The 13383-nt window shown below is 69.1% G+C and carries 13 protein-coding genes; 8 read left to right on the forward strand and 5 right to left on the reverse strand.

Going from position 1 to position 13383, the window contains the following annotated elements; genetic code table 11:
• Positions 1–60 precede the first annotated feature (60 nt).
• From AC5Y5Z_RS25275 to eccE, 4 genes are all read left to right on the forward strand, one after another.
• Positions 61–921 carry an ESX secretion-associated protein EspG gene (locus tag AC5Y5Z_RS25275; RefSeq protein ID WP_499928234.1) on the forward strand — a complete coding sequence of 287 codons (861 nt, stop codon included), beginning with the start codon at positions 61–63 and terminating at the stop codon, positions 919–921.
• 96 nt (positions 922–1017) lie between these two features.
• Positions 1018–2424, forward strand: coding sequence for a type VII secretion integral membrane protein EccD (gene eccD, locus AC5Y5Z_RS25280; protein ID WP_499928247.1), 1407 nt, complete (start codon positions 1018–1020; stop codon positions 2422–2424).
• Positions 2421–3818, forward strand: a complete 1398-nt coding sequence (gene mycP / locus AC5Y5Z_RS25285) for a type VII secretion-associated serine protease mycosin (RefSeq protein WP_499928236.1) — start codon at positions 2421–2423, stop codon at positions 3816–3818. The genes eccD and mycP overlap by 4 nt, the downstream gene beginning before the upstream one ends.
• The gene (gene eccE / locus AC5Y5Z_RS25290) at positions 3815–4849 is read left to right on the forward strand and encodes a type VII secretion protein EccE (protein ID WP_499928238.1); all 1035 of its coding nucleotides are present in this window, start codon (positions 3815–3817) and stop codon (positions 4847–4849) included. Before mycP ends, eccE begins: the two co-directional genes overlap by 4 nt.
• A gap of 4 nt (positions 4850–4853) precedes the next feature.
• Here the strand turns inward: eccE and AC5Y5Z_RS25295 are convergent, their stop codons facing one another.
• Positions 4854–6068 carry an alpha/beta hydrolase family protein gene (locus tag AC5Y5Z_RS25295; protein WP_499928240.1) on the reverse strand — a complete coding sequence of 405 codons (1215 nt, stop codon included), beginning with the start codon at positions 6066–6068 and terminating at the stop codon, positions 4854–4856.
• Between the two features lie 164 nt (positions 6069–6232).
• Here AC5Y5Z_RS25295 and AC5Y5Z_RS25300 point away from each other — a divergent pair, with 164 nt between their 5' ends.
• Entirely contained in the window at positions 6233–7018 is a 786-nt protein-coding gene (locus AC5Y5Z_RS25300) for a trans-aconitate 2-methyltransferase (RefSeq protein ID WP_473140209.1), read from the forward strand.
• On the opposite strand, the gene AC5Y5Z_RS25305 is transcribed toward AC5Y5Z_RS25300, so the two are convergent.
• Genes AC5Y5Z_RS25305 through AC5Y5Z_RS25315 form a run of 3 tightly spaced genes read right to left on the reverse strand, consistent with a single transcriptional unit; the run spans position 7007 to position 9612 of the window.
• Positions 7007–8428: a sulfatase family protein gene (locus AC5Y5Z_RS25305; protein ID WP_463828904.1), complete on the reverse strand. Its 1422-nt coding sequence runs from the start codon at positions 8426–8428 to the stop codon at positions 7007–7009. The two genes, AC5Y5Z_RS25300 and AC5Y5Z_RS25305, sit on opposite strands and share 12 nt — an antisense overlap.
• A gap of 7 nt (positions 8429–8435) precedes the next feature.
• Complete coding sequence (bluB, locus tag AC5Y5Z_RS25310; protein WP_499928243.1) at positions 8436–9113, reverse strand: 5,6-dimethylbenzimidazole synthase; 678 nt, start codon at positions 9111–9113, stop codon at positions 8436–8438.
• Between the two features lie 16 nt (positions 9114–9129).
• The gene (locus AC5Y5Z_RS25315; protein WP_473140208.1) at positions 9130–9612 is read right to left on the reverse strand and encodes a hypothetical protein; all 483 of its coding nucleotides are present in this window, start codon (positions 9610–9612) and stop codon (positions 9130–9132) included.
• 72 nt (positions 9613–9684) lie between these two features.
• On the opposite strand from AC5Y5Z_RS25315, the gene AC5Y5Z_RS25320 reads away from it, so the two are divergent.
• Both AC5Y5Z_RS25320 and AC5Y5Z_RS25325 read left to right on the forward strand, forming a co-directional pair.
• The gene (locus AC5Y5Z_RS25320) at positions 9685–10371 is read left to right on the forward strand and encodes a phosphatase PAP2 family protein (RefSeq protein WP_499928249.1); all 687 of its coding nucleotides are present in this window, start codon (positions 9685–9687) and stop codon (positions 10369–10371) included.
• A 42-nt stretch (positions 10372–10413) separates the two neighbouring features.
• A complete protein-coding gene (locus AC5Y5Z_RS25325) occupies positions 10414–11070 on the forward strand; it encodes a L,D-transpeptidase family protein (protein WP_463828901.1) in 657 nt (218 codons plus the stop codon).
• 15 nt (positions 11071–11085) lie between these two features.
• On the opposite strand, the gene AC5Y5Z_RS25330 is transcribed toward AC5Y5Z_RS25325, so the two are convergent.
• Complete coding sequence (locus AC5Y5Z_RS25330; RefSeq protein WP_473140211.1) at positions 11086–11601, reverse strand: nuclear transport factor 2 family protein; 516 nt, start codon at positions 11599–11601, stop codon at positions 11086–11088.
• A 183-nt stretch (positions 11602–11784) separates the two neighbouring features.
• On the opposite strand from AC5Y5Z_RS25330, the gene AC5Y5Z_RS25335 reads away from it, so the two are divergent.
• Positions 11785–13383: Hsp70 family protein (locus AC5Y5Z_RS25335; protein WP_499928245.1), on the forward strand; the 1599-nt coding region annotated here is incomplete at its 3' end.

Consider the following 13383-nt stretch of genomic DNA (forward strand, 5'->3'; position numbering starts at 1 on the left):
TGCCGAAGCCGCCAAGTGGGGCGGCTAGCAGCCGCATAGCCGGACCAGAGACAGACCTAGATGAACTCGACGCCCAATGCCGTCGAGCTGACGGTCGACCAGGCGTGGTTCATCGCGGAAACCGTTGGGGCGGGCAGTTTTCCGTGGGTGCTCGCCATCACCATGCCCTACCGTGATGGCGGGCAACGAGCCGCGTTTCTCGATCGTCAGCGCGACGAGCTGACCCGGATGGGGTTGATGACGCCGGATGCGGTCATCAACCCGAGCGTCGCCGGCTGGATCAAAGTGGTGTGCTTCCCGGACCGATGGCTCGATCTGCGGTACCTGGGACCCACCCGCCCCGACGGCGCCGGCGACATGCTGCGCGGCATCGTGGCGCAGCGCGCCGGTAAGACGGTGGTCGCGCTGCGCAGCGCGCAGCTGGTCACCTTCACAGCGATGGACATCGACGACCCGCGGGCGCTGGTCCCGGTGCTGGGGGTCGGTTTGGCGAACCGGCCGCCGGCCCGGTTCGACGAGTTCAACATGCCCACCCGCGTCGGGGCCCGGGCCGACGAGCGGCTGCGCGCCGGTGCTCCGCTCGCCGAAATCGTTGACTACCTGGGCATCCCGGCTTCGGCGCGACCGGTGGTGGAGTCGGTCTTCGCCGGATCGCGCAGTTACGTCGAGATCGTCGCGGGCTGCAACCGCGACGGCCGGCACACCACCACTGAGGTCGGCATGAGCCTGGTCGACACCGCAGCGGGCCGGGTCCTGGTCAGCCCGACCCGCGCGTTCGACGGCGAATGGGTTTCGACCTTCGCGCCCGGAACGACGTTCGCCACCGCCGTGGCGATCGAACAACTGACCTCCTACCTGCCGGACGGGGAGTGGTTCCCCGGGCACCGGCTGGCCCGAGACTTCTCCGCCCAGACCAGCTAGCAATGCACGACCCCAAGAGATGAATCAGAAAGAGAGCACGATGCTGCAGCAACGGCCCCCACACAGTTCGGTGGTCCAGTGACGGCCGGGACCGTCATGCCGATCGTTCGCGTCGCCATCCTCGCGGACAGTCGTTTGACGGAAATGGCATTGCCCGCCGAGTTGCCGCTGCGCGAAATCCTGCCTGCGGTACAGCGTCTGGTGGTTCCCGCGGCCGGCAACGGGCATGCGGGTGAGTCCGCCGACGCCGGGGCGGCCACCGACCTGAGCCTGGCGCCGATCGGTGGCGCACCGTTCAGCCTGGACGCCAGCCTGGACACCGTCGGCGTGGTCGACGGTGATCTGCTGGCGCTGCAGCCGGTGCCCGCCGGTCCCGCGGCGCCGGGCATCGTCGAGGACATTGCCGACGCGGCGATGATCTTTTCGACGTCGCGGCGAAACCCCTGGGATATCAAACACATCCGTCGTGGCGCGCTGGCCGCGGTCCTCGTACTGACGCTGGTGGCGACCGGCTTGTCGGTCACCCACCGGGTCGCCACCGGGGCGTTGGCGGGTCTGGTCGCGGTCAGCGCGGTCGCTGCACTGATCGCCATCACCGGCCTGCTGACCACGACGCGTTCCCCGCGCACCGGGATCGCGTTGTCGATCACCGCGCTGGTGCCGATCGCGGCTGCGCTGGCGCTGGCGGTGCCGGGCCGGTTCGGACCCGCCCAGATCCTGCTGGCCGCGGCCGGCGTGGCCGCGTGGTCGCTGGTCGCCCTGATCGTGCCCAGCACCGAGCGGGAGCGCGCCGCGGCATTCTTCACCACGACGGCGGTGGTGGGCCTGGCGGTGGCATTGGCGGCCGGTGCCGAATTGCTCTGGCATTTACCAACTCTGACGATCGGCTGCGGGCTGATTGTCGCGGCGCTGTTGATCACCATTCAGGCGCCCCAGCTTTCGGCGCTGTGGGCGCGGTTCCCGCTGCCCGTCATCCCGGCACCGGGTGACCCGTCGCCGGCTCCGCCGTCGCTGCGGGTGCTCGAGGATCTGCCGCGGCGGGTGCGCATCGGTGACGCACACCAGAACGGATTCATCGCCGCCGCCGTGCTGCTCAGCGTCGCCGGTTCGGTGGCCATCGCGTTGCGTCCCGAGACGCTGAGCGTCGCCGGCTGGTACGTGGTGGTGGCGACCTCGCTGGCGGCCACGCTGCGGGCCCGGGTGTGGGATTCGGCGGCCTGCAAGTCCTGGCTGCTCGCGCAGCCCTTCCTGGTGGGCGCCGTGCTGCTGGTGTACTACACCGCGACCGGCCGATACGTCGCCGCCCTCGTGACGGTGCTGGTGCTCGCCGTGCTGGTGCTGGCGTGGGTGGTGGTGGCCCTGAACCCGGCCATCGCCGCGCCGGACAGCTACTCGCTGCCGCTGCGTCGCCTGCTGGGCTTCGTCGCGGTGGGCCTGGATGCCTCGCTGATCCCGGTGATGGCGTTCCTGGTGGGGCTGTTCGCCTGGGTGCTCAATCGATGATGCGTGCCGGATCAGCCTGCCTGGCAGCCAGCCTGCTGGCCTTGCAGGCGGGCCTGGCGGCGCCACCGGCGCTGGCGGTGAGTCCGCCGGTGGTGGACGCCGCCGCGCAACCGCCCAGCGGTTCCCCGGGACCTGTGCAGCCGATGGAACAGCGCGGCCAGTGCAGCGTCTCCGGGGTCATGCCGGGCACCGACGCGGGCAACCCCACCCCGAGTCAGACGTCGCTGAATCTTCCGGCGGCCTGGCAGTTCTCCCGCGGTGAAGGTCAACTGGTCGCGATCATCGACACCGGGGTGCGGCCGGGGCCGCGGCTGACCAACGTCGATGCGGGCGGTGACTTCGTGGAGTCCACCGACGGCCTGACCGACTGCGACGGGCACGGCACCCTGGTCGCCGGGATCGTCGCCGGCCAGCCCGGTGACGACGGCTTCTCCGGGGTCGCTCCGGCGGCCCGGCTGCTGTCCATCCGGGTGACATCGGCCAAGTTCTCGCCGCGCACCTCCGGCGGTGATCCGGCCGCGGCGCGCGCCGCCATCGACATCGAGGGGCTGGCGAGGGCCATCGTGCACGCCGCCGACCGCGGCGCCCGGGTGATCAACATCTCCGCGATCACCTGCCTGCCCGCAGATCGCCCGGTCGATCAGGCCGCGCTGGGCGCGGCGATCAAGTACGCGGCGGTGGAGAAGGACGCGGTGATCGTGGCCGCTGCCGGCAACACCGGGCCGACCGGCTCGGTCGCGGGCGGAACGTCCTGCGACTCCAATCCGCTGACCGACCTGAGCCGGCCCAACGACCCGCGCAACTGGGCGGGCGTCCGGTCGGTCTCGGTGCCGTCCTGGTGGCAGCCGTATGTGCTGTCGGTCGCCTCAGTGGGCTCAGACGGCCGTCCGTCGAAGTTCACCATGTCCGGACCGTGGGTGGGGATCGCCGCACCCGGTGAGAACATCGCGTCGGTGAGCAACGGTGACGGTGGCGGCCTGGCCAACGGGTTGCCCGACGACCACCAGCAGCTGATCGCGCTCAGCGGCACCAGCTATGCGGCCGCCTACGTCTCGGGCGCGGCGGCATTGGTGCGCGCGAAGTATCCCGGACTGCCGGCCGGCGAGGTGGTGCGCCGCCTCACCGCAACCGCGCAGAACGGTCCCCGAGACCCGTCCAACGTCGTCGGCGCCGGCACCCTGGATCCGGTAGCGGCCCTCACCTGGCAGTTGCCCGAGGGTCCGGCGAACCTGCCGCCGTCGGTGCGGCCGGTCACCGTGCCGCCGCCACCGGCCGCCGAGGACACCACCCCCCGCAACGTCGCATTGACCGGAGCCGGCGTGCTGACGTTGCTCGTCATAGTCACCGCCGCAACGGTGGCGGTAGTGCGCCGCCGAAAGGAGCCCACCCCGTGAGCCGACTCACCGGATCCACCTGGAAGCCGGGCAGTGGCCGGATCACCCTGGCCCTGCTGGCCGCGGTGCCCGCCGTCATGGCCTATCCCTGGCAGTCCTCCCGTGCCTACCTGCTGATCGGCATTGCCGTCGTCGCACTGATTCTGCTGTTCGGCCGCTGGCGCGGGCTGTATTTCACCACGATCCTGCGTCGCCGGCTGGCGATCCTGCTTCGGGGCGGCGGTCCGGCGCCCGACCCGGACGCCGACACCCGCACCACGGCCCTGCTGCGGGTCGGTCCGGGCCCCTCGGAGTCCGACGCGCTGCCGTTGCCGCTGATCGCCGGTTACCTGGACTGCTACGGCATCCGCGCGGACAGCATCCGGATCACCAACCGGGACACTGCCTCCGGCCGCCGGGAGACCTGGATCGGTCTGACGTTGTCCGCCGTGGACAACCTGGCGGCACTGCAGGCCCGGTCGTCGCGGATCCCGTTGCACGAGACTGCTGAGGTGGCCGCCCGCCGCCTCGCCGACCACCTGCGCGAAATCGGGTGGGAAGCCGCCACGGTGGTGCCCGAGGACGTTCCGGAACTGCTGCCCGCGCCGGCCGGGAAGGGAACTCGCGAGACGTGGCGTGCGGTGCAGCTGGGCGCGTCGGATTATGTTGCGGCATACCGGGTTACGGTTGACGGTGAGCTGGCCGAGGTGTTGAGCGAGGTGCGCGCGCAGTCAGCGCGCGAGACCTGGTCGGCGCTGGAGATTGCGCGCGGCGGCCACGGCAGCCCGTACACGGTTGCCGCGGCGTGCGCGTTCCGGACCGATCAGGCGCCGGGCAGCGCGGCACCCGCAGCCGGATTGACCCTGGAACGCGGGAACCAACGGCCGGCGCTGGCGGCCCTGGATCCGCTGTCCACGCAGCGCCTCGCCGGGCACACCGAAGAACCCGCCGACCTGCTGGCCGGCTTGGCCTGGACCACGCGGGCCGCCGGCGCGCACCGCGCGCCCAGCAGCGAGGCCGCCACCCAGGTCATCGCGGTGGGGCGCAACTGACGGCTCAGTCGTACATGAACTGGTGCAGGAACGGCGTCATCCGGCGCAGGTAGTCCAGCTGGCTGACGTGCAGCACGTGGCTGCCGGGGAACCAGTGCAGCGCGCACCGGTCCCAGTGCTCCCACAGCGCCACCGCGTGCTCGGGCGGTGCCATCCGGTCGCCCAGGCCGGTGATGATCATCCGGCGGTTCTTGGGCAGCAGCGGCTGGTAGTTCAGCGGACCGTGATAGGCCAGGCCGGCGCTGAGTTCCGTGCGGCTGATGCCGGTGAGTCGCAGACCCAGGCCCATGAGGGTGCTGGCCGGGAACCATTCGGCGAACAGATCGCCGGGTGTGACGACGGGGCAGTTGGGGATGACGGCCTCGAGCCGGTCGTCGACCGAGGCCACCAGGGCCGACGTGTAGCCCCCCAGTGACAGTCCGGTCAGCGCGATCCGCTCGACACCGGTGCCCTGCAGGTAGTCCACGACCGAGCGAAAGTCGTGCACCGCCTGAGCCATCGCCTCGGCAAAGCCACTCAGCCCGCCGGCGAAGTAGCCGTAACCGCTGAAAGGTGAACATCTTTCGGCACGCTTGCCGTGAAAAGGCAAGGTGTACAACAAAACATCGTAACCGGACCGGAAATACCAGGGCAGCGAGAAGAACAGTCCGTTGAACACGTACGACGAACCCATGAAGCCGTGGATCACGCACAGCGTCGGTCGCGGCCCGTCGTCGTGCCGCCAATGCTGGGCGTGCACGATGTTGTTGGCGGACAACGCACTCCACCGCTTGCGCAGCGCGGGGTTGACGGCCCGGAAGCTGCTGGGAAAAGCGATGTTGTCGATAGTGGCCAGCGCGACCCGTTCGGCGAGCCGGCTGGGCTGCCGTCGCACGTTCTGCGGCGGTGCCGCCGGCGCCGGGAACGACTTGCGTGGATCCTGCTCGGCACCGAGTTCGGCATAGAACCTCAGGTTGCTGCGTTCACCGGCGGAATTGACGCGGCGCAGGTTGGCGCTGACCACGGCCGGCGCCACCGTGGTGGCCAGCAGCGAGGACGCCGCGGTGCGCAGCGCCACATCGCCGATCGCCGAGGCCTCCACCACCAGGCGCTGGCGCAGCGAGAGTGCCGAGCAAGCGGGCAGTCCCTCGACCGTGGCGTCGGCCCCGGGCACATCGGGAACCGGGACCGGCGGGCTAATCGGATCCGCCTCGGCGGTCACCTCTGGGATCTCGGACATCTCGCCGATCGTAACTCGGGCGCGGTCGGTGACCGCGGTGGGAAACGACCCCGTTGATATCGACAATTTCCCCCCGGCTGCTGCGATGTGTGGTGGGGTCCGGTAATACGGTTTGTCTAAGACACACCCGGACACGCTCGACGGTGTCGATCAGGAGGACCGATATGTGGGATCCCGATGTCTACCTGGCTTTCGCCGATCATCGCAGCCGTCCGTTCTACGACTTGCTGTCCCGGGTCGGGGCCGACCGGGCCCGCCGGGTGGTCGACCTGGGTTGCGGTCCCGGTCATCTGACCCGCTACCTCGCCAAACGCTGGCCCGGCGCGGTGATCGAGGCGATCGACAGCTCCCCGGAAATGGTGACGGCCGCCCGGGAACGCGGAATCGATGCCACCACCGGCGACCTGCGCAACTGGAAGCCCCAGCCCGACACCGACGTGGTGGTCAGCAATGCGGCCTTGCACTGGGTGCCCGAGCACTCCGAATTGCTGGTCCGGTGGACCAAACAGCTGCCCTCCGGATCCTGGATCGCCGTGCAGGTGCCGGGGAACTTCGAGACGCCGTCACACGCCGTGGTGCGGGCCCTGGCGCGTCGTGAGCCGTACGCAAAAATCATGCGGGACATCCCGTTTCGGGTGGGTGCCGTGGTGCAGCCGCCGTCGCACTATGCCGATCTGCTGATGGACGCCGGTTGCCGGGTCGACGTCTGGGAGACCACCTACCTGCACCAGTTGACCGGTGCGCACCCGGTTTTGGAGTGGATCACCGGCACCGCGTTGGTGCCGGTGCGCGAACGCCTGGACGACGAGGGCTGGGAGCAGTTCCGCGCCGAACTCGTCCCGCTGCTGGACGACGCATACCCGCCGCGGCCCGACGGCACGACGATCTTTCCGTTCCGGCGGGTGTTCCTGGTGGCCCAGGTCGGTGGCGCCGCCCGCTCAGGTCGTTAGCCCGGGCTCGACCTCGTCTTCGATGCCGCGGTCCACCGCGATCGCCGACCGGCTGGTGGCCGGGGTGCGATGGATCTGCAGGTAGGTCTCGGTGTATCGCTCGGCGATGCGGGTGCCGGCGAAGTCCGACGGAATCACGTCACCGGTGCGCTGACGCCAATCATGCAGCCGAACGGCGAGATCCGCCGCGATGGAATTCCGTTCGCCGCCGCCGTTCGCCCCGGCCAGCAGGTTCGTGGTCTCGGTGGGATCGGCTCGCAGGTCGTACAGTTCGCGTTCCGGGCGGGGTGCGGTGACCAACGGGGCGATGGCCAGTCCCGACGGGCTGGCCTCGATGTCCCACGGCAGATCCAGCAGCGGGCGCGGGACGTAGTTCTCGATGTAGCTGTATTCCTTGGTGCGGATGGCCCGAATGGGATCGAACGAGTCGTGGTAGGTCTTCGTGGTGTACACGTGGTCGCGCACCGGTGCGTGCGCGTCCGCCGCGGTCAGCGCATCGGCATGTGAGATGCCGTCGATGTCGGCGGGCGCGTCGACACCCAGCAGACCCAGCAGGGTGGGCAGCAGATCGACGCCGCTGAACAACTCGTCGTAGACGCGCGGAGTCACCGCCGTCCCGGTGGGTGGCCGGACGATCAGTGCTATGCCGGTACCCGCGTCGTACAGGGTGGATTTCGCCCGCGGGAACGCCGGGCCGTGGTCGGTGAAGAACACCACCCAGGTGTTGGTGTCCAGCCCGGTGTCGGCAAGCGTGTCCAATATCGTGCCCACCGCGGCGTCCGCGGTGCTGATCGACCCGTAGAAATCGGCGAGGTCCTGCCGCACCTCGGGTGTGTCGGGCAGGTAGTCGGGTAGTTCGACGGCCGCGCTGTCCGCCGGCTCGTACCGGTCGTGCGGGTAGGGCCGGTGCGTTTCGAAGAACCCCGCCGTGAGCAGGAAGGGCCGCCCGACGGTGTCGGCGGTACGGTCCCGCACCCACTCGTGCAGCCACTGCCCGACCTTGTCCACCACGTACTCGCAGTAGGAGTTGGATACGTCGAACTCGTCGAACCCCAACCGCTTGGGATACGACGTTTCGTGCTGCATGCCGAAGAGGGCTGAGTACCAGCCTGCTTCGCCCAGGAATTGGGGCAGGGTGCGCACGTCGCCGCGGTATTCCCAGCCGTGGTGCGCCAGGCCGATCAGGCCGTTGCTCTGCGGGTAGCGACCGGTGAACAGCGACCCGCGCGACGGCGAGCACAGTGGCGCGGTGGCGTGCGCCCTGGTGAACAGAATGCCCTCGGCGGCAAGGCGATCCAGCCGCGGACTCGATACGTCCGGGTGGCCGTACACCCCGAGGTGACGTCCCAGGTCGTGCCAGTGCACCAGCAGGATGTTCTGCCGGTTCTGTGCTGCGTGCGCCTCGGTCAACGTGGCCTCACCCTCCTGCCGGCCCTTCCACGGGCAGCGCCGGACTCCATTGGTTCACTGCGACGAACTCGTGCAACGGGCGCGCCACCGCCCAGCGGTCCAGTTCCAGCGCGGGCCGGTCCGGGAACTCCGGTACCGGTCCCAGGCACAGGATCGCCACCGGTTCCGCGCCGGGGGGCATCTGCAGCAGCCCGGCCAAGCGCTGCGGGTCGAACAACGACACCCAACCCATGCCCAGGCCTTCGGCCCGCGCCGCCAGCCACAGGTTCTGAATCGCGCACGAGGCCGAGGCCAGGTCCATCTGCGGCAGCGTGCGCCGGCCGAAGATGTGCGCGGCCCGTCCGTCGGGCAGCGCCACCACCAGCAACTCAGCACAGTCCAGGATGCCCTCGACCTTCAAGGCCAGGAACTCGGCTTCCCGCGGGCCCAGGGCCGCACCGGTGAGTACCCGTTCCGCCTCGACCAGCGAGTGAATGCGCCGGCGCAACCGGTCGTCGGTGATCCGGATGAAACGCCACGGCTGCATCAGGCCCACACTGGGGGCCGCGTGCGCAGCGTGCAGCAGCCGGGTCAGCACCTCCTCGGGCACCTCGCCGCCGGCCACGAAGCGGCGCATGTCCCGTCGCTCGGCGATCGCGCGGTATACGGCACGGCGTTCTGCCACGGTGAACGCGTGATCGGTCACCCCGCCATCGTAGGAACTATGGGCTGTAGCTGACGCCCACCGCGCGGAACACGTACTCGGGTGGCACGTCGAACGCCAGCGACCGCCGCGGCAGCCGGGCCAGCACGTCCTCGCCGATGGTGTCTTTGAAATGCAGCGAGAGATGCCCGTGGAACCGCTCGTCGACCGCGGCGGTGTCCAGGTCGAATTGCAATCCCGTCGCGGAGATCTCCGCGGTCGCCGCTCCGCGGTCGGCCGCGTCCCAGCACACGTCCACCGCGCGTCCGGCGAGCTTGGGCACCACCGACAGCGTCGCCAGCACCCGCTGCGAAGTGAACGCCAGTGCGCCGACATAGCCGGCGACGCTGCCCTGGGACCGGATGCCCGGAATGGCGCCACTGAACCTCCTGGTCACCGGGATGCACTCGGCCAGGTGGAGCAAACCCTCGCCGTCGAGCTGAGCCCGTAGCTCGGCAGGCAATTTGCCGACGCCGAACAACTTACGAACAATCACGGCCATGACGCCAGTATGGGGCGGTTCCGTCAGGCCCGCATCGACCCTGGTGCCGGTGTCGCGGTGACCGGCGTGACGATCACCCGGCGTCTGTCGTGGCCAACTTGGCTGGCGGTGGCGGCGCTGGTCCTCTACGCCGCGCTGTGGGTCGGGCACCGCCGGCAGTGGGGCTGGCTGCACACGTTCGACTGGTCGCTGCTCAATCCGGCGCACGAGATCGGCGTGGCACATCCCGGCTGGGTGTGGTTCTGGGCCGGGGTGTCCTTCGTCCTGGGGCCGGTCCCGCTGCGGTTGCTGGGATTCGCGCTGGCTGTCATCGCGCTGTCCCGGCGCCGGGCGCGCATGGCGCTGCTGCTGTTGTGCTGCGGACCGCTCAACGGGTTCGTGACCTTGGTGGCCAAGGGCCTGGCCGGCCGGCCGCGACCGTCGACGGCACTGGTGGTCGCCCGGGAGACGTCGTTTCCGTCCGGCCATGCCCTCGAGGCGACGGCCACCGTGCTCGCGCTGCTGACCCTGTTGTGGCCGATGTGCACAAGCCGGCGGCTGCGCGTCGCCGCGGGCGCCGTGGGCGGTCTGGCGGTATTCACCGTCGGTGTGGCCCGGGTGGCGCTCAACGTGCACCACCCCTCGGACGTGATCGCGGGCTGGGCGTTGGGCTATGTGTATTTCCTGCTGTGCCTGTGGGTGTTTCGACCCGTCCGGCCGGGCACGGCCGAGCCGGTCGGGGATGCCGAGTCACGGCCGCGTGACCCAATCGGGCCTTAACCTTTACTTGACCCTTACCCGCGGCGGTCTGACGATGAAACGATGCGCCGACTGGTTGCTCTGCTGTGTGCTGCGGTGTGCGCCGTCGTGTGGGCCACGGGGTTCGCACAGGTCGCTGCGGCTGCCGGCAATCCGTGGTTCGCCAACTCGGTCGGCAACGCGACACAGGTCGTTTCGGTGGTCTCCACCGGCGGGTCCAACGCGAAGATGGACATCTACCAGCGCACCGGGACCGGCTGGCAGGCGCTGAAGACCGGAATCCCCACCCACGTCGGTTCGGCGGGGATGGCACCGCAGGCCAAGAGCGGTTATCCGGCCACCCCGATGGGGGTCTACAGCCTGGACTCCGCATTCGGCACCGCACCGAATCCCGGTGGCGGACTTCCCTATACGCAAGTGGGGCCGAACCACTGGTGGAGCGGCGACGACCACAGCCCCACCTTCAACTCCATGCAGGTGTGTCAGAAAGCCCAGTGCCCCTTCAACACCGGTGAAAGCGAGAATCTGCAGATTCCGCAGTACAAGCATTCGGTGGTGATGGGCGTCAACAAGAACAAAGTGCCCGGTGGGGGTGCTGCGTTCTTCTTTCACACCACCGACGGCGGGCCCACCGAGGGCTGCGTGGCGATCGACGACGCCACCCTGGTCTCGATCATCAAGTGGTTGCGGCCCGGCGCCGTCATCGCGATCGCGAAGTAGCACACCGCTTTCGGGTCAGTCCGCCGTATCGGCCCGGGCCCGGCCGGGTGTGACGTGGAACTTGAGGTCGGCCACCGACATCGTCGCCTCATAGGTGCGGTCGTAGCCGGTCGCGCTGATCCGCCATCCCGCGGCTGTGCGCCGGTAGGAGTCCCGGTAGAAAGCCGCACCGATCAGCATGAAGTCGAACTCGGCGACGATGACCCGGTCCTGCAGGTACCAGATGCCCGACGCGGTGTCACCCGTCACGGTGATCTCCGGATGCGTCACCCGGTGCTCGGTGACCACACCGGGCCCCATCGCCGAGCTCAGATACTCGACCAGGTCCGTGCGGTTGTCGAAGTGCAATTCCTTGCCCAGCGAGGACCCGTAGGCGCCCACGATGTCCTCGGTCATCGTGTCGGCGAACTCGGTCCAGTTCTTGGTGTCCATCGCGCGCAGGTAGCGGTACTTGACCTGTTTGATCGCTTCGACGTCGGCGATCCGGGTTACCACGTCTTCTTCAAGGCTCACCTGGTCATTGCAGCACATCGCTGCCGTGCCGGTGCGGAGTCCCCGGTCCCGGTGGGTTCTGTCAAGGGCGCCGCTCATACCTTTTCGATGACGACACGGCTACGAGGCTATACCAATGAGGTTGGTGCCGAACCATATTCGGCCGTCGCGGATATGGTTGACGCGCTGGCCACCGACCCTGTCGACGAAAGTATTCGCCATATGTTCGACCCGCTGGGGTTGTCGATCGGGACCATGAACTTGGTCGCGGCGGTGAACGGGAAGTCCCCCGTGACCCGTCGTGCCGTGCTCACCCTGTATCCACACTGCGCCCCGAAACTTGTTCCGCCCGAGGCGGATTCGAGCACGCCCGCGCTGGGCATCCCGATGAGTAGCTTCGTGGAACGCATCGGCGATTCGGTCGCGCTGCTCGCACCGGACGGCTCTGCGCACGACCCTGACCTGTTGACGGTCGAGGCGCTGGAGGCCATGGTGGTCGCGATCGGGGCCGATTCCAGTTGCGCGGAGATCGCGATCGCCGTTCCCGCGCACTGGAAGCCGATCACCGTGCAGGCATTGCGCGACGCACTGCGAACGCACGTCGGCTTCGTCCGCAGTGGGATGGCCCCGCGCCTGGTGTCCGATGCGACAGCGGCGCTGACCGCGGTGAAATCGGAGACGGAACTACCGTCCGCCGGCATGGTGGGGCTGCTGGATTTCGGCGGCTCGGGAACGCAGGTCACCCTGCTGGACACCAAAGACGATTTCGAACCTGTCGGCGCCACAATGCGTTACGAGGATTTTTCCGGCAACCAGCTGGATCAGGCCCTGCTGCTGCACGTGATCGACACCCTCGGTCACCAGGACGCCGATCCGGGCAGCACCGCCGCCGTGGGTCAACTGAACAAGTTGCGGGTGCAGTGCCGCGAGGCCAAGGAGCGGCTGTCCGCTGATGCTGTTACCGAACTGGCCGTTGAGCTGGCCGGGTCCGATACCACTGTGGAGCTCACCCGGGACACGTTCGAGGACCTGATCCAAGACCGGCTGACCGGGTTCATCTACGCATTCGACGACATGCTGGCGCGCAACAACTCCTGCTTCGCCGACCTGGCCGCGCTGGTCACCGTCGGCGGCGGCGCCAGCATCCCGCTTGTGGCCCAGCGACTTTCGGTGCACACCCGGTTGCCGATCCTGACCGCCTCGCAGCCGGTGTGCGCCGCGGCGCAGGGTGCATTGCTGTTGGCCGACCGCGGCGACCTGCTGGACCTGCGGACCCGGACGTCGATCGGGATGCCGGCCAGGAATTCCGGGGCGATCGCGGCACTGGGCACCAGCCTGATCGACCGGCCGGCCGGCGACCTGCTGGTGATCGATCATGATGCGCTGACCGACCGCGAGCTGGCGTGGTCGCAAACCGAGTTTCCGGAAGTGCTGACCCGGTTCGAGAAGGAGTCCTACGACGAGGACGGCCCCTGCTTCTCGATGCGGCTGAACGTGATCGACCCGCCCAGGGAACCGCCGTGGCGCCGCTTCCGGTTGTCGCAGGTGCTCATCGGGTTGTGTGCCGCGGTCGCTATGACCGCGATCGGCGGGGTCGCCATCACCTTGACCGCCATCGAACACCGGCAGGCGCCGCAGAAGGCTCCGGTGGTCCCCAGCGCAGTACCCACACCGCCGTCCCCCAGCGCCACGCTGCCTAACCCGCTGCCGGCCACTCCGGTCGAACCCAGCCCGCTGCCGCCGCCCAGCCAGGCGGTGGTCCCCAGCCCGGTGCCGCCACCGAGTGCGGAGACACCGGCGCCGCCACCACCGCCACCGCCA

The organism is Mycobacterium sp. NGS29 (assembly GCF_059812965.1).